Here is a 23,819-nt window from a genome sequence, read left to right as displayed (position 1 = left end):
GGCCGCGGAACAGGCGACGTCGTCGAGCAAAGAGGCGAACCGGCCGCAATCGAACGCGCTATTCGACGGCCCATATTCGACGAACATGGAGAGCTGGTCGTCTCAAATGAGACGTTCGAAGGTTTCGGCAGCTTTATAGTTCGACGAGGAAACGCGAGGATCGTTGATGTCGAAACCGATCGTGAAGAGTTGGCGTCCGGAAGACGTCGCCCTGCTCCTCAAACTTGCGGCGAGCGGAGCCACGTTGCTACGGGCCTCTGCGGCGCTGGGTCGCCCAATCGCTTCGGTGAGGAAAAAGGCTCATCAGCTGGGAATGACGTTTCCGGGTGTCCGACAAGTCCGTGCGGCGCTGCGCGACACCGGCGCCATCGAGCGACCCCGCGTTCGGTAGCGGCGCTGGGACTAGCACAGACAAGACGGCCCTCAGGGATCGAGTGGTTTCCGCAGATGCAGATAGGTCGGCTGAAACTGTCCGATATCTGACAATGTCTTCCAGTCGCGGATCGTTATGCGCCCATTCTGAAGATCGGCGGTGCCATTCGCTCTCAACTCTGCCAGAGATCTGTTGACGGTGGCCAACGACAGTCCCAACGTCTCCCCTAGTTGCCTGAGGCCGATCGGTGCGCTGCAATCGTGGCTGGTCGTCAGCTTGGCAGCCTTCGACCGATAAACCAACTCGCAGAAAAGATGGGCCATGCGCGCGGTTGGACCGCGGGAGCTGTTGTTCGTGATCGCTTCGCGGAAGATCGCGGCATCGATCAAGGTCTCGCGCCAAACAGCTCCCGCGAGCGACGATCGCCTCTCGAAGGCTGCAAATAGGGCGGCGTGAGGAATCAGGCCCACGACGGCAGGTCCGATCGCGCACACCGCGTGGTCCATCCGGTCTACGAAGAGCGCCTGGGTATCGGGAAGGTCGCCGGCTAGATGATAGGACAGATACTGGCGCCTCCCGTCCGGCAACAGATGATATCGCGCGACCAAACCCTCGAGTACGAGTGCGGAAGACGTGGGTCTGTCGCCCTGCCGTACGATATCGTCGTCAGGATCCAGCACTCGCGTCATCATGGGAAGCTTACGGAGTTCTGCGACATCACGGGCAGTCAGTCGAGAATGCTCGGACAGCTTCCTGATCATCAGTTCTGCGGGTCGAATGGATGCCTCCCTCACTGCTTGACGCGCCGCATTTTCCTGCTGGCATGAATCCTTGGATCAAGCGACATCCAAATATAAGTGGGCGCGCAGGAACAGACCACTCAGGCGCAGGTTCAGAAGGCACCACAACCCAGGAGATAGCACGATGTTCCTTCGTGTCGACAAACTGCAGGCCGAGCTTCCGATTCCTAAGGCTCCGAACCCGAACGCGGGAGCCGCACTCCAGGAACTTCTCGGCGGCAAGTACGGCGAGATGTCCACGCTAAACAATTACATGTTCCAGAGCTTCAACTTTCGCAGCAAATCCAAGCTTCGTCCGTTCTACAGTCTCGTCGCGGCCATCACCGCTGAAGAGCTTGGGCACGTAGAACTCGTCAGCAACGGCGTTGCCATGTTGAACAACGGTCCCGGCGATCCGACCGAAGGTGTCGATCTCAGCGGCGCGCCGTTCGAGGACATGCAGGACATCCGGTTGGCGGCTTCGTTTGTGTCGGGTGCGGGCGGTGCGATGCCGATGAACAGTAACGGCGCGTCGTGGAACATGGATTTCGTGACGTCGAGCGGCAACGTGATCATGGACCTGCTACATAATTTTCATCTCGAATGCGGCGCCCGGCTTCACAAGCTTCGCGTCTACGAGACGATGACGGAGCCGACCGGGCGGGAAGTTTGTGGCTATCTCCTTGTCCGCGGCAGCGTCCATGCTCACGCATATGCCTTGGCCATCAAGAAGCTGACGGGCGTCGAGATCGAGAAGATGTTGCCCGCGCCGAAGATCAATCTCGACAACATTCCGGAATGTCAGAAGTATCTGGCCGAAGGATCCCACCGTCGGCTCTACACCTTCAGCCCCAAGGACTACGTCGAGATGGCCGGGATTTGGGGCAACGGCGAGATGGCGCTGCCGGGAGATCCGGTCGGCGATCTGGAAGTCGTCGAGGGGATGCCGGATGGCGCCAAGATTGCGGAGTTGGAAGGTACGCCGTCTGCCTTCGCTCCGGACTATGCGCCCGAAGAGTTCTACGAAATCGCTTCGAAACTCTACAAGAAATCTCGTTGATGGGTTGATGACATGAGCGGGGATGATGTCCCCGACCCTCTCTCGATTGGAGGTCTGGCGTGGTTAGAAGGACGGGTCTGGTTGGCAAGGCCTTGCAAGGCCTCAGGGCTGCGGCAACAGGAGGAAGGGCGGCGACCGAACCTTCGGGAGCATCGGAGAAAGCCGTCGGGATTCCGGAAATCGCGGTGTTCTCCGAACTGCCGTTTGCCCAAGTCGGCGTGATCGGTGGAAAAGCGAACATCGTAGCCAATTCATCCGCCGCCCCGCGGAAAGCCAAGAAGAACATAGCGCCGAAAAAGTCTTCCGCGCCGCCCAAAGCCAAGAAGGGCAGGAAGAAAACCGCCGTGAAGAAGGCCGTGAAACGGAAGAAGGCCACGTGAGTTCCACATGCTCCGCGCGATCCAGACCGACAAAGTCTTCTCCAGGGGAAGATGGACGATTTCCATCCAGATCAACGCCTCCGCTGCCATCGTCCGCTTCCCCTCTGGGAATGACGGCACTCTATCTGCTCGACGTCTGGCGCACCGCGGGCCGCGCCGGGGTTATCTTCATCTGTCAAGACGAGCGCCGCGCGGAGCGATTGGGCGCTGTCGTTCACGCGTTCGAACCTCGAGCCGAAGTCATGGTGCTGCCGAGCCTCGGACCGTCGGCTTCCGATGATCTTGAACCGTCGCCTGAGATCGCCGGGCGGCGAAGTTCGGTCCTGCGGCGCCTCGCACAGGCTCAGGGCGCACTAGCCATCACAACCGTACATGCTCTCGCAAGGCGGGTGCCAAAGCCGGAGAACATGTTGACTTCGGCGCTGCGCGTGTCGAACGGTGGGCCGTTCGTCGAAGACGAGGTGCGCAGCTTTCTGACCGTCAGCAAGTATCTGATCGATGAGCGGATCGAAGCGCCTGGCTCCGCGATATTTTTGGGCAACGCCGTCGAAATCTTCCCGGCAGGCGCGCTGGGTCCGGTGCGCATCGGCTACGACTCAGGCAGGGTCACCGACATTCACTTTTACGATCTGACGGATCAGAGAGATCTGGATGCGCTCGACGCGGTCGTAATCGACGTCGTCGATGAAACCAGTGCATGCGCGGCTGACGAACCCCAAGTCTCGGAAAAGCCTCGGATCGCGTCGACGGTTTTCGACTACTGCCCGTCTTGCGCACTTGTCGTTGATCATGGCGTGGAATCGATCGCAAAACGGTGGCTGAGCCGGGTCGATGGCAAGGAGGCGTCGTCCGTCATGTCCCTCGACGAATGGGAACAACATCTTTCGCATCGCGACATCGTCATCCTGCCGGAAACATCTTCCGGGCCAGAGCCGCGAACGTTCTTCAAAGACGCTGCACCCACGGGATCCTTCCGACGCTTCCTCAAGGAGCAGCACGATAGCGGTCGTCGGGTGATCTTCACGGCAGCATCGAAGCGAGATCTGCGGGCAATGGACCGACGGGCGGGGTTGGCCAGCACCCTGTGCCCGGACTGGAAACAAGCGTCCGCGCAGGCGAAGCCCGAAGATCCCGCAGCGATGATCGCCGACCTCGATAGCGGCTTCGGCGGGCCTGGAAGCGTGGTCGTCGTGGCGGCCGCCGATGTTCTCGGGAGCCGGGCGACGCATCAAGACATCATGAGGGTCGGTCGCCGACGGAGCATCGGCGATCGGGGACTGTCGCTAGGTGATGTCGTCATCCATATGGACCGCGGCATGGCCATTCTGCGGGACCTCGTTCCGTTGTCGGCGGCAGGCGTTCCGGACACGGAGATGGTTCGACTGCAATTCGCAGACGATGACCAGGTCTTGCTTCCATTATCGGACTTACGGTCGATCTGGCGTTATTCTTCGGATCCCGGTGGTGTTTCGCTCGACAAAGCTGACGGCTCGTCATGGCTGCAACGCCGATCGCAAGCCGAAAATGACATAGCGGCGACAGCCAGACACATCACTGATCGCATGTCCGAACGTCGGCAGCGTCGCGTTGATCCTATCGTGCCGAAAGTCGCGGACTATGAGACTTTCGCGTCCGCCTTTGCTTACATCCCTACGGTAGATCAGGCTTCGGCCATCACAGATGTCCTGAACGACCTAGCCGCCGACAGCCCGATGGACCGTCTGGTGTGTGGCGACGTCGGCTATGGCAAGACAGAGGTCGCGCTGCGAGCGGCCGCGGCGGCGGTGTTTGCGGGAAGGCAGATAGCGTTGGCCGTCCCGACGACGGTGTTGGCGCGACAACATTTCGAGACCTTCCGCCGTCGCTTCGAGCCGTTCGGAGTGGAGGTGGGATTGCTGTCCCGCTTTACGACGGCCTCCGAAGCTCGGGCCATCAAGGCGAAGTTAGCGGATGGCTCGATGTCCGTCGTGATCGGAACTCATGCAGTGGCCGCCAAGGGCGTCAAATTCGACGATCTGGGCCTGCTGGTCGTCGACGAGGAGCAGCATTTCGGAAAGGCGCAAAAATCCAAACTCGAGGCTTTGGCTGAAGGTTTGAACGTGCTGACCATGACGGCCACTCCGATTCCGAGGACCTTGAATGAAGTGAGCGCAGGATTGCGGGCGCTCAGCATCATTGCGACCCCGCCCGTCAGACGCGTCGCGGTCGTGACTGTCGTCGAACCGTTTCATGAAGCCACCGTCGCCGCGGCGCTCCGCCGCGAACATCGGCGCCGTGGCCAATCCTTTGTTGTATGCCCGCGGATCGAGGACATTGCGCCGATGGCGCGGCGTCTCAAGGACACGGTGCCCGAATTGAAGGCCGTCGCGTTGCACGGCAAGATGCCGGCTGCCGATATCGATGCTGCGATGATGAGTTTTGCCGCAGGCGAGGCCGACATACTGCTCGCGACGAACATCATCGAAAGCGGCTTGGATCTCCCGCGCGCCAACACCATCATCGTGTGGCGTCCGGACAAATTCGGCTTGGCGCAGCTGCATCAGTTGCGAGGCCGGGTGGGCCGCCGGAGTACGAGATCGTTCGCCCTCTTTCTCACCGACCCCGAAGGCAAGCCTTCGGGCGCGGCGGCCAAACGGTTGAACACGTTGAAGAAGCTGCACGACCAAGGCGCCGGTTTTCTGGTGAGTGCGGGTGACATGGATATGCGGGGAGGTGGCGACTTCCTTTCGGACGAGCAGAGCGGACATATTCAGCTTCTCGGGACCGAGTTGTCTCGTCATCTGTTGGATCGAGAGATGAGGCGGGCTGGTCCACCGCCGGTGGTCGAACGGCATCCGAAGGTCAATCTCGACATTCCGGCTTTCTTGCCGAGCTCTTACGTCAAGGATGCGGGCATCCGTTTGGAGCTTTATGCCCGCATCTTCCGCGCCGATGATGACGGTCAGTTGGAAGAATTGGAAGACGAGGTCGATGAGCGCTTCGGGGATATTCCGATGGAGGCTGAGAATCTCTTCGGACTGGCGCGCTTCGAGCTCGCTTGCATCCGTCTCGGGATCTCGAGCGTCGATGCCGGCCCCAAATCTTTGGCGGCGATATTCGATGACCGACGACGTGCCGACCTCAACAAGTCTGTTGATGGCGACGCTGCACTCGAATGGAAGGATGGCCGTTTGGCCTATGGCCGACCGGCGCCGCCATCGGAGCGCGTGGCCGTTCTCGAAGCGTTCGTTGCAGCAGTCGAAAGGATGACGTCCACACCTGCCGTTGACGAAATTCCGCCTTCGAGCGCAGCGGGCAAGCCATCTACGGATGCATGATACGGGTCGGACGATGGCTTGGTGACATGGTGGCCGCGATGGCGATCCCTCGCCGTGTCCAGGTGCTCAGAAGCGTTTACCGCGGCGTCATGTGCGTCAAGTCACCTCCCTCCGAGGCGTCGACATGTCAGGAACTGACCTCGTCGTCCGTCATTAGCGTCATGGAAGAGGGCGTGACACTTGCATGAAAGTTTTGGAGATTCGTGATGGATTTGGAAGTCAAGGCTGCATTCAGAGATCGCCGCGCCGCGGAGATCGCACTCGAGCATCTCGTCCAAGAGATCGGCCTGGAGAGGACGGATATATTCATTGCTGCCAACGGCGCTCAGAACACCTCGGGTAGCAGGCAAGCAGGTGCCGATGTTCATGGCAGCCTCGCCGAATCTAGAGCCGCGGCTCCCGTGTTGGAAGGGGAGATCAACATGTCGGTCGGGTGCGACCGAGAGAAAGTCGATCGGGTCGCCCAAGCTCTGCGGGATGCCGGCGGCGAAATTCGATAGGCAGCATTGATCGGCGGAGAAGCCCGCCTGAACGGCGGGCATCTCTGCTTCAATCCCGCGGGCTGCGGTTGGCCGGTGCGAGCGAGATCTCTTCCCGCGCCGCTTTTCCGTAGACCGACGTGACTGAGCGCTTCAATTTCAACGCGATGATGCCGGTCGGAGTATTCTGCTTTATCATCGTCTTCATCGATCTCAGCTCCGCATCAGTCCAATCCTTACGCGGGCTGGCGCTTGATTTTGGCGACGAGGACTTTCGCGCACCTGCTCTGGCAGACGTCTTTGATGCCTTCGCCTTTGCATTTGTCGCTTTCTTGGTGGATTTCGTTGCTTTGGCTTTCCTTGCCATCTCGGTCTCCTTCGATTTTGATATGCGATTACGGTTTCGTCTGAACGGCTACTTCACTTATCTGGTTAGTCGGGTCAGAAGCGATCGCCCCCATTTTCTCCACTATGCGACCTGGCTGGGCGTGGGCTCATCGGACAGAGCGTGCTGGTCCATTCAAAGATCTCGATAGCTCACTCGCAGCCGGAACAGCTATCGCCGAGACCATCGAGGACTTCTTCGATAGCGCAAACGCGTTCACGTTTGTTTTTTCCCGAGAACTTGCGATGCTCGGCAAGGTCCTTGGCGTAGTCGACGGCGTGATGGCTGTGACGCAACCGCATGTACCCGTGATCTGGACAGGCGTAGATGGCATGAGCTTCGAGCAAAAGATCTGTCGCCCACATCTCGAGCGTCTCCTTGTCGTTCGCGGTCTTGCTCTTCTTAGCCATTTCATTCTCTCTTGCGCCTTTTTATGGTCGTAGCATTCGGTGTCGACCGGAAGATCACATCTCCGACGACATGACGCTCTTCGGTCTCGGTACTGTCCGCAATGAATGCCCGTTCGTCCTGCCAGTCCCGACCGAGAGCATCGGCTGCCGTTGCGATAGCGCGTGCTATTTGCTCGGTTTGGGCCGGGACGAAGGCGATCTGCCTGCTAGACTGGGAGAGGTCGTCGAAAGCGGGGGATAGGCGGAATATGCGATGGGTCTCCGCCACCATGACGGGTGGAGAAACGATCTCGGGGATGTCGTCATCTTCGGATATCGCGCGCTGATCCAAGGAAGGTTTCAAAGGAGGAGAACCATTTGCCCAAGCTGGGCAGGGGTCTCCAACGGGTTGAGCCCGGACAAGGTCCGAGCCCATTGCACGTCACCAATAGCCGTAAGTTCGATAGACGCGGCCGCCCCATGGTCCGCCGCCCCAGCCGTATCCCGGACCGCCCCAAGCGTAACGAGGACCACCGTAGTAACCGCCATAATAGGCGGGACGATAGTAGCGCGGCCCGTAGTAGCCATAGCGTGGGCCGTAGTAGCGCGGACCATATCCGTAATAGCCGGGACCATACCCATAGGCCGGACCCGAAGCAGCGACCGCCAGGGCGCCAGCGGCTAGGCCAAAGCCGATCGCAGGTCCGCCCCAGCCACCGCCCCACCCGCCATGGCGCCAGCCGCGAGCTTCAGCAGGGGCAGATAAGGCGGTAGCGCCGATAGCCGCAGCCGCGATGACGAGTGCACCTTTCTTCATTTGCATTCTCCGTCTATATGAGGTGCGCACTAAACAGTCAGATGGACGAAAAGTTGCGAACTTTGGGGAAGTTACCCGGTCAGGCCCTTCGCCGCTCCACAGAGCCTGACACTGCGGCGTCATGTGCCAATCCGCCGCCTGCTATCCCAGTGCCTGTCGGCCCGCTTCGGTGACCTCGACCTCGCCGTCGCGGTCTTCGACCCATTGAAGCTCACGCAATCGCTGTATTTTGGCCTCGCTCACACGAAGGAACCGGTGTCGCCGGGCTATGATGTCTCTCAAGGCCCATCGCAAGGCGATCTCATCAAGGATCTCGTCCATGGCGTGCTCCAACGCGGCGTCAGTTCAGTGTCCAGATCCTGAAGTTCAACGCGGCCGCGAACAGAATCCATAGCAGGTAGGGCACCAACAGCGCGCCCGGAATCCAGTAGACCTGGAACGCCATGGCGACGGTGAACGTCAACGTGAGCGCCAAGAGCAAAATGATGACCAGTCCGCCGGTGATGTCGTGCCGACCGAAGAACACGGGAGACCAGATCGTGTTGAGGAAGAGCTGAGCTGCAAAGCCGATCAATGCGGCCGTCCTGGCCGGCGACGGCTCGGCCTGCCAGAGCAGCCACACAGCGACGGCCATAAGAAGATAGAGAATGGGCCAGACGATCGGAAAGGCGGCTCGCGGCGGCGTCCATGACGGCTTCGCGAGGCTGGCGTACCAGGTCGGGATTTCGGGCGTCGTCACTTTCGCACCGAGCGCTGCTGCGCCGAAGCACAGACCGAGCGCGACAGCCAGGACCAAGAGCGAATTCGTACTGAAGGACATCGAAGGACCGCAACCCTTGGGCATGACGACGATGCGCCGGCCTCGCTTGAATGAGGCCCGACGCGCCGGGGAATGCTGGAGGGAGGCGCGCCGGGCTTGCCTGCGGAGAATGGGATCCCGTCAGGCGGTCCATCAAATCACCGACCTCGACGAATGGCTAGTGGCAGTGTCTTTGTGTTCCACCGCGAAGGCTGATACTGGGCTGCCTTTCGTCAATCGATTTTCATGCCGCCATGCCGTTCCAGGTCCATGCAACCGATGCCGCCTGCTGTCTCCGCCTGCGACGGGACTCGCTGGAGGGCGCGCAGAAGAAGGCTCGCGAACTCGTCGAGGCCAATTACTGGGACGTTCAAATCGAATACCCGGATGGCCGTCTGGTGAAGGTCGATTTCGGGAAGCAGGCGTCAAGGTCTGACGATATGTAGTTGTAGGGAACCGTCGCGCGGCCGTCGGCACCTAGCACCGCGGGCGTCTGGTCAAAGAATTCCCGGCCGTGGATGGGCCGTTCTCAAGCGACCAAGCACCAATCTTTCCCTTTCGCTCGCCGCGAGCGTCACTGACGTCGGCAGGCGGCTGCGCCAAGCACGCACCAGGGCAGCGGTCCCCATATCAAACGTCTGGGCAGCTTCGCATGCGCTGGCGCACTCCTCTGCCGACAAGACCGTGATCTTGCCTGCGAGCACCGCGTGCAAGGCGCTCGAATGGTGCTTCGCGGCAGTGTGGCTGCCTCGGAGCATCAGGAGTCATCTTCGCGAGATCGGCTTCGCATGTAGGCCACGAAATTTTCGGTGAACTGGATGTCCGGGCGGCGGCGATGGACCTTTTGCCGATTGTGCTGGTTTATAGGAGCCGCCTGCATCGCGGGCGATCAAACCGGTTGCCGGAAAGTCCACGTCATGACGCATGTCGCCAAGCCGAGCCTGGACCGTCGATCCTCAAGCTTCTCGTTGCGAGTCTGGGTCTTACAGGGTCAGTTCTGGCAGTCGTCTGGTTCTTTTTCTTTCGTACCTGATCGGCTCGGCGGACCGCCGATTAAGGGCGACGTTTGACCGAAGGTGCGGCTCCCCGCAGACACCATTCGCTCTGCATATTGTCGAGCAAGGGGAAGCTAAGCGGCCTCGCCCTAGTCCTTCGCCGATCCCGGCTCCGCCATCTTGCGATGCTGCCCGGCAAGGACACCAGCCGGAATGACGTTGGCGGCGGCGGATTGGACTTTGTTTTTCAGCCCGCTGACGACGTCGCCAGCGCCGCTCATCATGGCCTTAAAGCCGTCTTCGGCAACCTTTGCAGGATCGTCCTTCTCGGTCGTGCCGACATCGGTATCCATCATGTCGGCACGACGGAAGAATTCGGTGTCGGTCGCGCCCGGCATCAGGCAGGTCACCGTGATCCCGGTGTCTTTCAGCTCCTCCCGTAGCGCAAACGAGAAGGAATTGAGGAATGCCTTGCTGCCATTGTAGATCGCCTGAAAGCTGCCCGGAATGAAACCCGCGATCGAACCGGTAATCAGGATTTTCCCAGCGTTACGCCGTCGCATGTCATTGCCGATTTTATGGATAAGATAGGTGGTGCCGGTGATGTTGGTATCGATGACATGACGGGCCTTGGCAAAATCCTGGTCTAAAAACGCGCGCCCGAGGCCGCGGCCCGCATTGGCCAGAAGCGCATCGACCTGACGACCTTTGATCGCCTCATATAATTGATCAACGCCCTCCAGCGTTGCGAGGTCGGCAGTGAGCGCTTCAACGTGGGCGCCGCTGCTGCGGACTTGCGCCGCAGCATCCTCAATTGCCGGCTCATCGGCGACAACGAGCAGATCGAAGCCACCCAAGGCGCAGCATCTTGCCAATTCCAGACCGATGCCGGTTGAGGCGCCGGTGACGATGGCGAATGGTCGGTTGGCGGACATAGCAGGCTCCTGTGAGATGGCGTGCTGCCAACCTGCTGATGTCGGTCATGTTCCTGCGGGAGGAACGGTGCCGTCTTTGGTCGCTTGTGATGGCAGACCGATGGAGGATTCCATGAAAGCGCTGACGTGGCATGGCAAGAACGACATTCGTTGCGAGAGCGTACCGGATCCAAAGATCCAGCATGGTCAGGACGCCATTATCAAGGTGACGGCCTGTGCGATCTGTGGATCCGATCTCCACATTTTCGACGGTGTCATTCCTTCGATGGAGCATGGCGACATTCTCGGCCACGAAACCATGGGCGAGGTCGTCGAGGTGGGCGCGGACAACAAGAAGCTGAAGGTCGGGGATCGGGTCGTGGTGCCCTTCACGATATCCTGCGGCGAGTGCTTCTTCTGCAAACGCGGTTTCTTCTCGGGCTGCGAGCGATCCAATCCCAATGCCGACAAGGCGTCCAAGCTGTGGGGCCATTCCCCGGCCGGGTTGTTCGGCTACTCCCATCTTCTCGGCGGCTACTCCGGCGGCCAGGCCGAATATCTCCGCGTCCCCTACGCCGACGTCGGCCCGATCAAGGTGCCGGACCATCTCACCGACGATCAGGTCCTGTTCCTCTCGGACATCTTCCCCACGGGCTACATGGCTGCAGATTTCTGCAATTTGAAGGGCGGCGAGACCGTCGCCATCTGGGGATGCGGACCTGTCGGCCAGTTCGCGATCCGCAGCGCCTTTATGCTCGGCGCGGAGCGCGTAATCGCGATCGACACCGTTCCCGAGCGGATGGAGATGGCTCGCGAAGCCGGCGCCGTGATCATCGATTTCAGAAACGAGGATGTTTACGACCGGATCCAGGATCTGACGGGCGGGCGGGGCGCGGACGCCTGTATCGACGCCGTCGGAACCGAGCCGGAGACAATGTCCGGCGTCGACGCTGTCATCGACCGCGTCAAGGTCGCGACCTTCATGGGTACCGACCGCCCCCACGTGTTGCGACAGGCCATCCATTGTTGCCGCAACTTCGGCACGGTTTCGATCGTGGGCGTCTACGGAGGGTTCGTCGACAAGATCCCGATGGGATCCGCGATCAACCGCGGCCTGACCTTCCGCATGGCGCAGACCCCCGTGCAACACTATCTGCCGATCCTGCTGGAGCGTATCGAGACGGGCGAAATCGACCCATCCTTTGTCATCACGCACAGCGCCAAACTTGAGGACGGGCCGGAGCTTTACAAGACGTTCCGCGCCAAGAAGGACGGATGCATCAAGGTCGTGATGAAGCCCTGACCAAATGGTGACATTAGAGGGAATTTTGCCGTGGATCGGTTCGCTCGCCGCACTCATGACTTCCCTGTCGTATGTGCCCCAAGTCCGTAAGGCGTTGCCGCGCGGATCAACGGAGGATCTGTCTCTCAAGACCTTGATTATCCTCACGGCGGGCCTCGGCACCTGGATCGTCTACGGGGCGCTGAAGGAGGACTGGGTGATCCTGGCAGGCAATGGCGTCGGTGCGGCGCTTTCCGCCATTGTGCTCGGCTGTAAGGTGCGCGACATGCGATCGACGACTTGAAGGAGCGGCGCCAACCGTGCGGCCCTTTGCATAAGGTTCGTTGGTGCCGAGGGATAATTGGTCAAGAACGATACCGGACGCCCCGCAGGCGCCAATTCTCACGCAAACCCGAGATTGCACGGTTAGGGTATCCGGCATTGATCGCAATTCGGATGCGTCTTCGACGTCTCGCGGGCGTGCGTTGTTTACCTGACTTTGGTTGGTTGCCGTAACCGCTCCCCGACAGGTGTCACGATGTATTTCGCCGCGGGTATCAGGGCGGCGCCGAGCAAAAGTCCGAAGATGCCCGATCCCGCCGCGGTTACGATCCAAACGATTGTCGCATCGAGCGCCGGAAAAGCCTGAGCGGCGGGCTCAGCAACCGATGCAATCAGATGTTCGATGCCTGCCAGACCGTAGCCGGCCAACGCGTGAACGATTATGCCGCCGCCGACCCAGATCATGGCGGCCGTACCAACGACACTAAGCGCCTTTAGAAAATGCGGCATGCCGCGTACTAATCCGCGGCCGATACAGGCCTTCGTGCGTCCAACACTTGAGGTGAGATCACCCTTCGCCATCGCCAAGCCGACATCGTCGGCCTTCACGATGAGCGCGACGCCGCCGTAGACTAGAACCGTGATACCGGTTGCGACGATCGCGAGAACCATTGCTCTCACGAAGAACGGTCCAGGAGGCACGGCCGCAAGCGTTATAGCCATGATTTCCGCAGAGAGGATGAAATCGGTCTTGATGGCGCCGGAGACCTTGTCTTGCTCCATCGCCGTCGGGTCAACGGCCAATGTGCGAGGGTCGTCGGTATCGGCGGCATGCCCAGGAAGCGCGGCCTCGGCAACCTTTTCGGCACCCTCGTAACAGAGGTACGCGCCGCCGATCATGAGCAATGGCGTGACAGCCCAGGGTGCCAAAAAGTCCAGCAGTAGCGCTGCCGGCAGAAGGAACAGTAGCTTGTTCCTGAGCGACCCCACAGCAATCTTCCGGACGATCGGCAGTTCACGCGACGGGTCGAAGCCGACCACATAGCGCGGCGTCACCGCGGCGTCGTCGATGACGACACCGGCCGCCTTCGCGCCGGCGCGCGCGGCTTGTCCGGCGATGTCATCCACGGAAGCAGCGGCCACTTTCGCGATACCTGCGACATCATCCAGTAAGGCGATCAGTCCGACGCTCATGATGTTTCCAAGCTGCAAAGCTCTCCATGCGACACAGAACGCCCTGCGGGGCGGCGGGGCCATCCTCTCTCAGGTATGAACTCTTACGGACGCTCTTTAAAAATTCGACCCACGGCGCCGACGGAATATCGCACGAACCCCGAATTCACACCCGGTTCGATCACTGCGGCGGTTGCCCGTTTGATGCGGAAACGCCTCCGTCGACCGCAACATTGGCGCCCGTCATAAAGCTGGCGTCTTCGCTGGCGAGGAACGCGATCACCGCTGCGACTTCCTCGGGCTCACAGACGCGGCCCAGCGGAATCCGCTCCGCGAATTCCGCCAGCAACTTGTCGTCGTCCATCATGTCGGCAGTCATGCCTGTGCGGGTGAGGCTAGGGCATATGGCGTTGACGCGGACACCCTTCTTGCCGAGATCCATCGCAAGCGCGCGGGTCAGGTTGACAACGGCGCCTTTGGCAGCGTTGTAGGGGCTCATGCTCCAGTCGCCGCCGGTGCCGGAAACCGATGCCGTGTTCACGATGGAGCCTCTGGTCTTGGTCAGATGCGGGATGGCAGCCCGGCAGCCGAAGAATACTCCATCGACATCGGTCGCCATCACCTTCCGCCACTGGTCGTCGGTTATCTTGTCGGGGGCGCCGCCAGCGTGGACGCCGGCATTGTTGACCATCACGTTCAGTCCGCCGAAACGCGAGACGACGGCGGACACCATCGCCTCTACCGCGGCGGAATCCGAGACATCGACGACGTGGTGGGTTGTTCGGTCAGGGGGCAGTTCTTGCGCAACGGTTTCCAGGTTGGTCCGGTCGCGGTCGATAAGGGCGACCCGAGCGCCTTCGGCGGAAAAACGGCGGGCGGTGGCCGCGCCGATGCCCGACGCGGCACCGGTCACGATCACTACCTTGTCCTTGAATCGGTCCGTCGACATCGGATCTCTCCGCATTGATTCTCGCAGGACAACGGCGAGGCCACGGAATGGGTCCTGACGGTGGCCGGTCAGCTTCCGAGCGATCCAATCCATCCGGAGACGACGCGCGCGATGTCGGCCACGACCTCGCGGTCGGCCCGACCGCTGCGGGCCGGAACGTGAAAACCGTGGTCGGCGCCATCGACGCGATGCGCGGTGGCCAGTGATCGCCGCCGCTTCACGACGCCGCGCAGCAGCGCAGGCTCCGCGAGCTTGTCCTGGGTGCCGTGGACGAACAGCATCGGGATTTGGACGTCTTTGAGGTGCTCGGCACGCGCGGTCGATGGTTTGCCCGCAGGATGCAGCGGGAAGCCGAGGAAAACGAGGCCGACGACGCCAGCCAGCGGCTTCTCCGCCTGCGCCTGAGACGTCATGCGGCCGCCGAAGGATTTGCCGCCCGCGACGAGCGGCAGACCACGGCATCGCCGGCGGGCCTCGGCAACCGCCGCTCGGATCGCCGCATGCGCGATAACAGGACTATCCGGCCGTCGACTTCCTCGCTGCATGAATGGAAACTGGAACCGCAGCGTGGCGACGCCATGTCGGTATAGATCGGCCGCCACATCCGCCATGAACGGGTGAGCCATGCCGGCGCCGGCGCCATGGGCAAGGACGAAGCATGCCCGCGCCTTTCGCGGCTTCATGAGCAGCGCCGACAGCGCCGGCATATAGCCGCTTTTGAGCGCCACCGGCGTTTCGGCTGGAGGCCGTACCGTCATTTCGCCGCCGCCAGTGGATCGCGCCGATCCTCTTCCCAACCGAACACTGAGCGCCCGCCGAGGGACGCGGAAGCCTCGAGTTCGCCATCGACAAACTCCTTAAGCGATGGACCGGACGCCATCCGCTCGAGCTGCCGTGCCTGGTCGTCGAGCCGCTTCAGGGTGTCCAGTTCCTCTTCGCGGCCGAGCCGCGCTTTCTGCACGGCCGACTTCAATACGCGGATGGTCTCGTCATAGACCTTGATGGGCACCGGGTAGGGATGGCGGTCCTTGCCGCCATGAGCGAGCGAAAAGCGGGCGGGATCGCGGAAGCGATAGGGGCGCCGTGGACGATTTCCGCGACCATCGCGAGGGAGCGCACAGTGCGCGCGCCGACGCCCGGTGTCAGCAGCAAGTCCGGAAAGTCGATGGGGCCGCGCTCGGCCGCCGCGGCAAGGGTACCGTGTAGGCGCCGCGTGAAGACGTCGCTCGAGCGGACATCGTGATGCGCTGGCATGATCAGATGCGGCAGCAGCGGCTGCGCGGCCTGTCAACGCGGTGAATTCGTCGACGATGCCGTCCGCGCCGAGTGCCGTCAGCAGGTCCAGTTGCGCGCTCCGCGACGGTGCGGCGCGCTGGTCGGTCAGATTAACGACTTCGCCATGCGGCGGCCCGTCGATGGCGCTGTGCGGCGCATCGACGAAGCTCTTCACGGTTTCGGAGTGCCAGTGATATCGGCGCGCCTGCTTGCTGTCCCCGTTCATGCCCTGCTGGACGACGGTCCAGCGGCCATCGTCGGTGACGAAGAATCCGTGCAGATAAAGATCGAAGCCATCCTGGACGGCGGCGCTGTCGACCTTGGCGACTAGACGGCTGGCGCGGGTGAGTGCGACGGCATCTAAGCCTATGCGGTCGCCGAGCGCGCGGAGCTCATCCGGCGTCTTGCGGGAATGCTGGCCACGGCCGCCGCAGACATGGATACCGAGTTCGTCCTGCAGCGGCCCCAGACCTCGCTTGAGGGCGCCGATGACGCTGGTGGTGATCCCGGACGAATGCCAGTCCATGCCCATCACCGCGCCGAACGATTGAAACCAGAAAGGATGCGACAGGCGGCGAAGGAATTCGTCCCGACCGTAATGGTGCACGATTGCCTGGGCTACGACCGCCCCAAGCGACGACATGCGGGTCGCCAGCCACGCTGGCACGCGGCCGCCGTGAAGAGCAAGATCAGCGCTGCCGGTTCGTTTCGCCATCAGCCGTCAATATCCGATTCTGCGCCCTCGCACGCCGCCTCCGCAGCCCCGCTCGATCGCGTCAAACCCGTTTCGTCAGCGATGCTCCTTCGCGTGATCTAGGGCGGCGCGCAACTTGTCACGTTGTCTTTCCCAGCGCTGCTGTTCCGCATCCGCACGCTTGTCGAGCTTCTCGCGTTCCGCTTGTAAGGCGGCGTCCTGTGCGTCGTGCTCCTGCTCTGCCGCGTCGAGTGCTTGTTGCGCTTTGGCGATACGTGCCGATCGTCGTTCCCGCTGCTTCGCCTCGGCTATGTCCGCTCGGCGCTGCGCGTGTTCGCGCTTCCGCTGCTGCTGGTCGAACGCTGCCGCCGCCTTGCGCGCCGCGGCCCCATCGGGCTTAACCGTTTTGCCTTCAGACCGCCGCGCCGGCTCCTTTCGCTGCCTTGTCCGAGCAGGCCCTTCAACCAGATCCTTCGGCAGGTCGCTCGTCACCCTGAACGAGCCATCTGTACCAACCGGCCTTCGTAGCACCGTGCCGGGATGCTCAAGCGTCGCCGCGACGACCTCGGCATCTTCGACCTCCCTGGCGAAACCCTGATGAAATAGGTTGCTGTCGGCGCCCCAAATCTGCAGGGCGGCCTTCATAGATGGAGCGGCGACGGCGAGGTCGTAGAAGCCGATGGAGGTCTGGTAGGTCTTAAGCTTTCTGGCCATCAGTCGCGGACCGGGCGCATCAGGGGCCATCCGGATCTACGCAAGGACAATTGCTCCTAAAAGGCTCAACCTGCGGCAGTAGAGAGCAGCGCGGCGGATGCTTCCCAAGCGCGGAAAAGACCTCGACGAAACCGAGGTCTTTTCCTTCCGAGGTCGGCTGTCGAAGTTACTTCTTCTTGTTCAGATTTTGCGCCATTTCGAGGTGATGCTGCAAGTGCGGGAGCGTCTTCCCGGCCCAATCCTTAAGCTTCGGATCTTCTCCGCCTTTCGCGTAGCGTTCGAATAGCGACACTGCGTCCTTGTGTGCGCTGACTTGCATCGACGCATAGTCGGACGTGAAGTCTTCCGGCTTCGCGTCCTTGAGCTTGTCGACCATCTTTTGGTGGGTATCGTCCAGTGCGGACGGGATTTCCGCTTTCACGCTGCCGCCGACGAGCGCTTTGAGCTCTTCTGACGTCTTGGTGTGGTCGGTGATCATCTGCCCGGCGAACGTCTTCGCGTCGGCGTCTCCACGCTCCTGCGCCAGCTTGCTGGTCGCGATTTCGGTCATGTCGCTCATCGCGGCTTCCTTGACGAAATCGGCGGTGGTAGGCGCGACGCCGAGGACCGAATTCACGCCGGTTTTCTCTCCCAGGGATTGCGCCGAGGCGTTGGTGGCAAGGGCAAGAGACAGGATGGCGGCAGCGGCGAGGAATGACTTCTTCATCGTGTGACCTTCATGGGTGAATCAGCGGAAGCGCTGCAACCCGAAAATGTCCGAACTCGGTCCATGTTCCACGGGCGGGCCTGCGCTTGAGAGGAATGCTGCATCTGGGCTTGCGGTCACCTCCGGTCCGCGTCACGACTGCAGGGTCGAGGCACGTTGCGAGGACTCACATGCGAGCGTTGGAGCTTTCCCATCCTTGGGGCACCGAGAACCTGAAGATGGTCGAACAAGCCGATCCCACGCCCGGCAAAGGCGAGGTCGTTGTGAAAATGCGCACGATCTCCCTCAATTTCCGTGATACGGCCATCATCGCGAAAGGCGGTTATTCGGCTGGCGCCGCCGATGCGCCGCCCATTATTCCATTTTCTGACGGTTGCGGCATCGTCGCGGCGATTGGCGAAGGCGTGCGCCGCGTCGCCGTGGGCGACCGCGTCTCGACCTTGTTCTTTCCTAACTGGCAGGCCGGCCCGCCGACGCCGGACAAGCGCGACGGACCGCTGGGGTCGCCCGGCGCACCCGGAGCGGCGAGGGAACTCGCTCTGTTTCCGGAAACGGCGGTTTCGAAAGTGCCCGACTATCTGACCGATGAGGAATTGGCGACGCTTCCGTGTGCCGCACTGACAGCATGGCGGGCGATGTTCGTCGATGCGCGCCTTGAGCCCGGCGACACCGTGGTGCTGCAGGGGACCGGCGGCGTTTCGATCTTCGGTCTGCAATTCGCGAAGGCGGCCGGGCTGAGGACGATCATCACATCGTCCTCCGATGAGAAGCTCGCACGGGCCACGGTACTCGGAGCGACCCACACGGTGAACTACAAGGACGTTCCCGATTGGCACCGTCCGGTTCGCAAACTGACCGGCGGTCGCGGTGCCGACTTCATCATGGAAGTCGGAGGAGCGGGTACGTTGATCGAAAGCCTGAAGTCCGTCCGCATGGCGGGACATATCGCGGTGATAGGCGTGTTGACCGATGCTAGTGCCCCACCGGCGAAACTCTCCGCTTCGGTGATGATCGCGACCGCTGCGAAGGTGCAGGGCTTGTCGGTTGGTTCCCGGGAGATGTTCGAGGCGATGTGTCGCGCGCTGACCCTGCATCGCATCCGGCCGGTGGTCGACCGTGTGCTCCCATGGACCGATGCTCGGCTCGCCGTCGAGGAAATGGCGCGCGGCAGCCATTTCGGCAAGATCGTGCTGACCTTCGATAGCTGACGTTGCTTAAGCATTCACCTCGGCACTACAGGTCGGAACGCGCATCAACGGAGCCGCTCTTTCTCGTCGGGAGTAGTTTCGGGACGCCATTCCCAACCGCCAGCTTTATATTCATAGAACCCAACGAGCTGTCCTTCAGTGTCGCTTCCAGGCGCTATGACCGGCACACTGTTGCTAGGCGCGCTTAGTTGCTCGCCAGCCTTCGGCCCATTAACGCAGCGGCCAGCGTAGTTCTCTGCCATCACAATTCCCGGCTTTTTGCCCACCAAGCGTCGGTCGCGATCTTCTTGAAGCGATCGGTCCAGTCGGGGCCATTCCGCGTGCAGACCTTGATGGCTTCGTTGATGATGTGGACCTGCACCCGATAGCTCGAACTTGATCTCATGCACCCAGCGGTCGCCCGCAGGGACACGGCCGATAGAGGACGCCAGCGCAGGCTTCACGAAGCCCGGATACTTCGCGCGGAGGCCGCCATCCGGCGCCTTGATCTTGGCGTAGGGCATATGTGCCTCACGCTTCGACGGAATGGTATCGGTGGTTTCCGCCCGATGAAGTGTAGATCGAGCGCCAGCCGGTGAGCGGATTGGGTGATCGACAACGGTTGAGTCGGTGATCTTGTCCGACTTGATCAGCGCGGCGCCTAGGTGTCCGACGATATCGAGCAATGCATCCGGACCAAGCCGGGCGGCGTCGATCTGGGGCGCGATGGAGGGGCTGAGATCGGTCATCGCTTCAGCCTCAGCGGCAACTGGCGCTCCGGATGTACATGGCGATGGACCAGATCCTCCAGCCAGGCCGGCACGTCTTCATAGGCGAGATCGCATCGTTCCTGGACCTCTCGGGCGATATCGGAGGTCACATCCCTCGACCAGTTCTCGGTCGTGTTGAAGGCGACGATGCAGAGAGGGTCGGAATATTCCCCGCGCATCAGGTCGGTGATGACGGTCTCCAGATCGGTGCCGTTGATGTCTGCTTCCCGCCAGACACAGCCGCCGGGACCGTGACAATCGACGACGAGGTACACAGTATCGTGGACGCCGGCCGGCACCGCGGATGGGCTCCACCCCGAACGCATGACGCAACTCCGCAACTGAACGGCGGATTCAAGAGACACCCCGGTGATTCGTTCCGTCGCGCGGCTAGAGCACCGGGGCGAGGTATCTGAGGGTGAAATACGACAGGGCGATCAGAGCCAGCGTCGCCGTCAGCGCGAACAGAACGCGCCCGAGTTCGAGCATCATGCGGCAGCGGCTTCCAGCTTTCGGATGGCCGCCCTAGCCTGGCGTGTGCCGATCAACGTGAAGCCGTGAACGCGACAGACCTTCTTCACCGCTTCGGCTTTGCGGTTCAAGGCTGCAGCAGCACGGTTCACAGTTGCACCTTCATCGGAGAACTTGCTCAGGTCCGCGATGTCGGCATCCGTCCAGCTACGGCTTGTCACGTGGGGCATGATCCACTCCTTCAGGTCGGGGGTTGCAGGTCTGGCGAGTCGCCCAGGCTGGGGCGTTAGCTTCAGCCTCGTTCTGGCGGGCCTGTTTCATCAGTCGATCGCGTTCGACGCACGGGGGCATCCGCCGTGCTTCGGCGCGCAGCAGCGTGGCTCGATCCACAAGGACCTCTTTCGTGCTTCGATGTGCTGAAAACATAAGAAGGTCATGCGCGCATTCCCTTCCATGCCGGAGGAGGGCGGAAGCGCGATGAGGCGTTCTCATCACCGATATCGGCCACCCGCGCGGTGACGAATTCAGTGGGTACCAAAACGCGGCAAGAATCGAGAAATCTTTCGCAAAAAGTTTTTGGAACAAATCCGGCGACTGCACTTCCTCCGTTCGAGGTGCTCATGTTTCGTTGGTTCGTCAGTCAGTTGCGGATTCCTGCCGAGATGGTCGGCCAGATCAAAGAGATATCGGCGCCTCTGATCGACCGACAGATCTCGCTCAAGTGGTGCGCCTGCTGCAGGAGGACGACCCAGATTCGATCGCCGACGACGAAGTCGAGGCCTGATCCTCAACAATCTGCACCACGATCTCATCAGTCAGCATCTGACATCGCGAACATTCGAACCAGTAGTGATCGGGGCCGGAAAGCGGCAACGACGCACGCACCAAGCTCATGCGGATATCGCAATCGGCACAGATCGGCGCGTTGAGAAGACAGCTATTCGGCATCCACACCTTCCAAGAATCGCAGAATGCATCAGGGAGGAGGCGCGGTCTGCAGATCAGATCGCGAGATTGCCAGCTTGCCTCACTGCCTGGTTGTGCCGTCCAATCGTTCGTCACGACCTGTGCCTGAACAAGCCTGATGCTCTGTCCGCTTCGAGCCGCCTCGATCGTGCCAATTCTGCGAGAACGTCTGGACGTGGAGAGGTCGGCAAGTCGACGGGCTGCCTCATCGGCAGTTTGGAAAGGTGGTCGGATCCGCAGCATCGCGCCGCGTTCGTGAACCAAACCTGGTGACTCCCGTTGAGGCCGAAACGGACCGTTCAGATGCCTCTGAAAGACCAGATCAAAAACGTCGCGCGGAAGTTCATCGAGGATCGTCCGGACGCCACCGCGTTGAAAAAACTGACACGGCCCAGAAAGCCTTTAGCGGTTCGTTTTGCCGACGACGGAATCGTGCCCAACAATCCGCGCCTGCCGTCGATCGTGTATCGAGGCGCGATCGCGGTCGACCGTGACGGCTTTGATGCGGCGGCGGTCATCGACGCGCTTTTCGAACTCAACGGCTGGACCCGGTCTTGGCGCGATACGGTCTACAACTTCGTGCATTACCATTCACAGATCCATGAGGTCCTAGGCGTATCGAAAGGGTCCGCCAAGCTCGAATGCGGCGGCGTTAAGGGCCGCGTGCTGTACTTGAAGGCCGGCGATGTAATTGCTTTGCCCGCAGGCACCGGTCACCGTCTCATCGAATCTACGCGCGATTTCAAAGTGGTTGGTGCCTATCCGAAAACGGGCACCTACGACGAGGTCACCGATACCCGCGACCGCATCGAGGCGAAGAAGCGTATCAGCAAAGTCCGGAAGCCTCTCAAAGACCCTGTCTACGGCAGAATGGGGCCGCTGAGCCGCCTGTGGGGGCGGTCGCGATCGCGTGAAGGCTGACGCGGTATGGACAGCATCACGTCATGGATCGGTTTGATCGCAGCGGCCTGTACCTCCTTGTCCTACATTCCTCAGGTCCGAAAGGCGCTGCCACGTGGATCGACGAGTGATCTGTCTCTTAAAATGCTCGCAGTGCTTACGTCCGGTCTGGCGATGTGGGTCGTATATGGAGTCCTGAAGACCGACTGGGTCATCGTCGTCGCCAACACGGTCGGCGCCGGCCTCAGCGGGGCGGTCCTGCTCTGCAAACTTCGCGACCTGCGTTCCTCAAGCAAAGCGGCCGCCAAGCAGGTAAACGCCTCCGACCAATTGTAGTCGCGCGCTCGCTATCAAGCAGAAGCGCCACGACGAAGTTTTGGACGCTCCCGTCTGCCACCATGCCTCCGCGTTCCCAAAACAGGTAATGCGGTCCGGTGATGGATGCGTCGAAATGGTCGGCCCGAGGGTCAGAACTTGACGACGGCTCTCAGGCCGACGACGGCAGCATCTCTGAGTCTGCGACCTGCGTCGGCGCTCAACGGGTCCGTTGCGCCGCCTCCTGGGCGAACGACGTACTGGAGGTTGGGTTGGAGGCTTAGACCCGGCTTGATCTCTTATTGATAAGCGGCGGTGATCATCGTCTCCGACGTCCTGCGTGGCCAAGTCGGCGAATGGATGCGTCGGAAGTCCGCATCCAGCGCCTGGGCTCTAGGCGAGACATGGGCGTAGGCGATCGCCATCCCGACCTTGTCGTTCGGCCGAGCGTCGGTCGGGCCGATCCATTCGATCCCGCAATCGGCGTAGATATCTAGGAGGCTCCGGTCGGGCGGGCTGTAGGCTGCTCGAGCGAAAACGCCGATGCCGCGATCATCGTCTCCCGCCACCCGGTAAAGCTGCTGCTCGAAGACGCCCCAAAAGCCGTAGTTTCCGGTCAAGGTCGCCGGCGATGCGGAAGACGACGGGTCGGCCATCGACCGACCGTCGTCGCCGTATCGAAGGTCCGCGAACGCGCCTGAGTGATGCCAACCCCCGATCTTGAAAGTACCCGCGAGATGCTCGTCGCCTTTTTTGTTGTTCCACGCATATTGCAACTGCCCAAGCACAAGCGGCGGGTCGTTGATCCGGAAATTCAAGCCGTAGCGATTGCGTTGCTGGGCGTCGCCTGCGCCCGGGCCCGCCGCGTCGCCGTCGAATACGGCGGTTTGCAGCGACCAATCCTCGCCAAGGTTCAGGGATAGCCGTGCTCCCAGCGCCGCCAGGGGCGGAGACGGTCCTCCGCTCGGCAGAACGATTGACACTACGGCCGGCCAGCCGAGCGAAGCGTTGGTGAAGACCTCCGTGTACTTCGTGTTGAAAAATTCCGGGTCGGCGGCGAGTTGCCCGATCTTCAGGGAACCGAGCGAATCCCATTTCTGCTCGAACCAGGCTTCGTAGAGGCGGGTCGTCGGAAGGGCCTCGATGCCGCTTACCACCATGAAATTCTGGAGGTAGCTTCGGGACAATCCGTCGCCATGAATCTGAAAAATATTTGCATGGAAGGTCAGTTGCCTCGCATCGATGAGCTTCTCCATGTCTATGTCGACGGCCAAGTTCAGACGTCCTTCGTACACCGCCCCCTGCCTCGATCCGCCACTGACGTTTCCGAGCGTTTCGCTGATATACGTCGCCGCGAACTTCACTCCGCGGTCCATGAACGGGTTCGGGAGGATGCCAAGGGTCGTCTCTTCGATCGTGCTCTGGCCCGTGTCCGGATCCGCGGGCTT

The 23,819-nt window shown here is 61.3% G+C and carries 28 protein-coding genes and 2 pseudogenes; 12 read left to right on the top strand and 18 right to left on the bottom strand.

Going from position 1 to position 23,819, the window contains the following annotated elements:
• Window positions 1-423: 423 nt before the first annotated feature.
• Entirely contained in the window at window positions 424-1,134 is a 711-nt protein-coding gene (locus RPMA_RS27380) for a Crp/Fnr family transcriptional regulator (RefSeq protein WP_211910826.1), read from the bottom strand.
• 163 nt (window positions 1,135-1,297) lie between these two features.
• Here RPMA_RS27380 and RPMA_RS27375 point away from each other — a divergent pair, with 163 nt between their 5' ends.
• From RPMA_RS27375 to RPMA_RS27355, 5 genes are all read left to right on the top strand, one after another.
• A complete protein-coding gene (locus RPMA_RS27375) occupies window positions 1,298-2,212 on the top strand; it encodes a manganese catalase family protein (protein ID WP_211913854.1) in 915 nt (304 codons plus the stop codon).
• A 185-nt stretch (window positions 2,213-2,397) separates the two neighbouring features.
• On the top strand, window positions 2,398-2,592 hold the full coding sequence (locus RPMA_RS27370; protein ID WP_211910825.1) for a hypothetical protein: 195 nt from the start codon (window positions 2,398-2,400) through the stop codon (window positions 2,590-2,592).
• 110 nt (window positions 2,593-2,702) lie between these two features.
• Window positions 2,703-5,909 carry a DEAD/DEAH box helicase gene (locus RPMA_RS27365; protein WP_211910824.1) on the top strand — a complete coding sequence of 1,069 codons (3,207 nt, stop codon included), beginning with the start codon at window positions 2,703-2,705 and terminating at the stop codon, window positions 5,907-5,909.
• Window positions 5,910-6,115: 206 nt separating this feature from the next.
• Window positions 6,116-6,409, top strand: a complete 294-nt coding sequence (locus RPMA_RS27360) for a hypothetical protein (protein WP_211910823.1) — start codon at window positions 6,116-6,118, stop codon at window positions 6,407-6,409.
• 119 nt (window positions 6,410-6,528) lie between these two features.
• On the top strand, window positions 6,529-6,924 hold the full coding sequence (locus RPMA_RS27355) for a hypothetical protein (RefSeq protein ID WP_211910822.1): 396 nt from the start codon (window positions 6,529-6,531) through the stop codon (window positions 6,922-6,924).
• A 1-nt stretch (window position 6,925) separates the two neighbouring features.
• Here the strand turns inward: RPMA_RS27355 and RPMA_RS27350 are convergent, their stop codons facing one another.
• From RPMA_RS27350 to RPMA_RS27330, 5 genes are all read right to left on the bottom strand, one after another.
• A complete protein-coding gene (locus tag RPMA_RS27350) occupies window positions 6,926-7,183 on the bottom strand; it encodes a hypothetical protein (RefSeq protein ID WP_211910821.1) in 258 nt (85 codons plus the stop codon).
• 1 nt (window position 7,184) lies between these two features.
• Window positions 7,185-7,514 carry a hypothetical protein gene (locus tag RPMA_RS27345; RefSeq protein ID WP_211910820.1) on the bottom strand — a complete coding sequence of 110 codons (330 nt, stop codon included), beginning with the start codon at window positions 7,512-7,514 and terminating at the stop codon, window positions 7,185-7,187.
• Window positions 7,515-7,604: 90 nt separating this feature from the next.
• Entirely contained in the window at window positions 7,605-7,979 is a 375-nt protein-coding gene (locus RPMA_RS27340) for a hypothetical protein (RefSeq protein WP_211910819.1), read from the bottom strand.
• Window positions 7,980-8,120: 141 nt separating this feature from the next.
• Window positions 8,121-8,300 carry a hypothetical protein gene (locus tag RPMA_RS27335; protein WP_211910818.1) on the bottom strand — a complete coding sequence of 60 codons (180 nt, stop codon included), beginning with the start codon at window positions 8,298-8,300 and terminating at the stop codon, window positions 8,121-8,123.
• Window positions 8,301-8,319: 19 nt separating this feature from the next.
• Window positions 8,320-8,775 (bottom strand): TspO/MBR family protein, encoded by a 456-nt coding sequence (locus RPMA_RS27330; protein ID WP_249225469.1) that lies wholly within the window; start codon window positions 8,773-8,775, stop codon window positions 8,320-8,322.
• A gap of 257 nt (window positions 8,776-9,032) precedes the next feature.
• Here RPMA_RS27330 and RPMA_RS27325 point away from each other — a divergent pair, with 257 nt between their 5' ends.
• Window positions 9,033-9,224 (top strand): hypothetical protein, encoded by a 192-nt coding sequence (locus RPMA_RS27325; protein ID WP_211910816.1) that lies wholly within the window; start codon window positions 9,033-9,035, stop codon window positions 9,222-9,224.
• Window positions 9,225-9,613: 389 nt separating this feature from the next.
• Window positions 9,614-9,811 carry a hypothetical protein gene (locus tag RPMA_RS28675; RefSeq protein ID WP_408056492.1) on the top strand — a complete coding sequence of 66 codons (198 nt, stop codon included), beginning with the start codon at window positions 9,614-9,616 and terminating at the stop codon, window positions 9,809-9,811.
• A gap of 111 nt (window positions 9,812-9,922) precedes the next feature.
• On the opposite strand, the gene RPMA_RS27320 is transcribed toward RPMA_RS28675, so the two are convergent.
• A complete protein-coding gene (locus tag RPMA_RS27320; RefSeq protein ID WP_211910815.1) occupies window positions 9,923-10,708 on the bottom strand; it encodes an SDR family NAD(P)-dependent oxidoreductase in 786 nt (261 codons plus the stop codon).
• Window positions 10,709-10,820: 112 nt separating this feature from the next.
• Between RPMA_RS27320 and RPMA_RS27315 the strand changes: the two genes are divergently transcribed.
• Both RPMA_RS27315 and RPMA_RS27310 read left to right on the top strand, forming a co-directional pair.
• Window positions 10,821-11,990 carry a zinc-dependent alcohol dehydrogenase gene (locus RPMA_RS27315; RefSeq protein ID WP_211910814.1) on the top strand — a complete coding sequence of 390 codons (1,170 nt, stop codon included), beginning with the start codon at window positions 10,821-10,823 and terminating at the stop codon, window positions 11,988-11,990.
• Window positions 11,991-12,015: 25 nt separating this feature from the next.
• Window positions 12,016-12,273: a SemiSWEET family sugar transporter gene (locus RPMA_RS27310; protein WP_249225467.1), complete on the top strand. Its 258-nt coding sequence runs from the start codon at window positions 12,016-12,018 to the stop codon at window positions 12,271-12,273.
• 185 nt (window positions 12,274-12,458) lie between these two features.
• On the opposite strand, the gene RPMA_RS27305 is transcribed toward RPMA_RS27310, so the two are convergent.
• The 6 genes and pseudogenes from RPMA_RS27305 to RPMA_RS27280 all read right to left on the bottom strand — a co-directional run bounded on the left by RPMA_RS27305 (window position 12,459) and on the right by RPMA_RS27280 (window position 17,762).
• On the bottom strand, window positions 12,459-13,445 hold the full coding sequence (locus tag RPMA_RS27305) for a DUF808 domain-containing protein (RefSeq protein WP_211910812.1): 987 nt from the start codon (window positions 13,443-13,445) through the stop codon (window positions 12,459-12,461).
• A 160-nt stretch (window positions 13,446-13,605) separates the two neighbouring features.
• Complete coding sequence (locus RPMA_RS27300) at window positions 13,606-14,373, bottom strand: SDR family NAD(P)-dependent oxidoreductase (protein ID WP_211910811.1); 768 nt, start codon at window positions 14,371-14,373, stop codon at window positions 13,606-13,608.
• A 68-nt stretch (window positions 14,374-14,441) separates the two neighbouring features.
• Window positions 14,442-15,131: an alpha/beta hydrolase family protein gene (locus tag RPMA_RS27295; RefSeq protein WP_249225465.1), complete on the bottom strand. Its 690-nt coding sequence runs from the start codon at window positions 15,129-15,131 to the stop codon at window positions 14,442-14,444.
• A pseudogene (locus RPMA_RS28480) lies at window positions 15,128-16,363 on the bottom strand (DUF763 domain-containing protein). Before RPMA_RS28480 ends, RPMA_RS27295 begins: the two are co-directional and overlap by 4 nt.
• Window positions 16,364-16,438: 75 nt before the next feature.
• Entirely contained in the window at window positions 16,439-17,056 is a 618-nt protein-coding gene (locus RPMA_RS27285; protein WP_211910810.1) for a cell envelope biogenesis protein TolA, read from the bottom strand.
• 166 nt (window positions 17,057-17,222) lie between these two features.
• Entirely contained in the window at window positions 17,223-17,762 is a 540-nt protein-coding gene (locus tag RPMA_RS27280; RefSeq protein ID WP_211910809.1) for a DUF4142 domain-containing protein, read from the bottom strand.
• A gap of 170 nt (window positions 17,763-17,932) precedes the next feature.
• Here RPMA_RS27280 and RPMA_RS27275 point away from each other — a divergent pair, with 170 nt between their 5' ends.
• Window positions 17,933-18,970: a zinc-dependent alcohol dehydrogenase family protein gene (locus RPMA_RS27275; protein WP_211910808.1), complete on the top strand. Its 1,038-nt coding sequence runs from the start codon at window positions 17,933-17,935 to the stop codon at window positions 18,968-18,970.
• 44 nt (window positions 18,971-19,014) lie between these two features.
• On the opposite strand, the gene RPMA_RS28670 is transcribed toward RPMA_RS27275, so the two are convergent.
• From RPMA_RS28670 to RPMA_RS27255, 4 genes are all read right to left on the bottom strand, one after another.
• Entirely contained in the window at window positions 19,015-19,698 is a 684-nt protein-coding gene (locus RPMA_RS28670) for a hypothetical protein (protein ID WP_211910807.1), read from the bottom strand.
• Complete coding sequence (locus RPMA_RS27265) at window positions 19,695-20,045, bottom strand: hypothetical protein (RefSeq protein WP_211910806.1); 351 nt, start codon at window positions 20,043-20,045, stop codon at window positions 19,695-19,697. The genes RPMA_RS28670 and RPMA_RS27265 overlap by 4 nt, the downstream gene beginning before the upstream one ends.
• Before the next feature lie 162 nt (window positions 20,046-20,207).
• A complete protein-coding gene (locus tag RPMA_RS27260; RefSeq protein WP_211910805.1) occupies window positions 20,208-20,420 on the bottom strand; it encodes a hypothetical protein in 213 nt (70 codons plus the stop codon).
• Window positions 20,421-20,907: 487 nt separating this feature from the next.
• On the bottom strand, window positions 20,908-21,420 hold the full coding sequence (locus RPMA_RS27255) for a hypothetical protein (RefSeq protein WP_211910804.1): 513 nt from the start codon (window positions 21,418-21,420) through the stop codon (window positions 20,908-20,910).
• Between the two features lie 39 nt (window positions 21,421-21,459).
• Here RPMA_RS27255 and RPMA_RS27250 point away from each other — a divergent pair, with 39 nt between their 5' ends.
• Window positions 21,460-22,077: a cupin gene (locus RPMA_RS27250; RefSeq protein ID WP_211910803.1), complete on the top strand. Its 618-nt coding sequence runs from the start codon at window positions 21,460-21,462 to the stop codon at window positions 22,075-22,077.
• A 6-nt stretch (window positions 22,078-22,083) separates the two neighbouring features.
• On the top strand, window positions 22,084-22,392 hold the full coding sequence (locus RPMA_RS27245) for a SemiSWEET family sugar transporter (RefSeq protein WP_211910802.1): 309 nt from the start codon (window positions 22,084-22,086) through the stop codon (window positions 22,390-22,392).
• Window positions 22,393-22,523: 131 nt separating this feature from the next.
• Here RPMA_RS27245 and RPMA_RS27240 read toward each other — a convergent pair.
• Window positions 22,524-23,627, bottom strand: a pseudogene (locus tag RPMA_RS27240) (carbohydrate porin).
• Between the last annotated feature and the right edge of the window lie 192 nt (window positions 23,628-23,819).

This window comes from Tardiphaga alba, assembly GCF_018279705.1.
GTDB lineage: Bacteria > Pseudomonadota > Alphaproteobacteria > Rhizobiales > Xanthobacteraceae > Tardiphaga > Tardiphaga alba.
The sequence above is the reverse complement of the archived record's forward strand: the minus strand, read 5'-3'. Positions and strand labels throughout refer to the sequence as shown.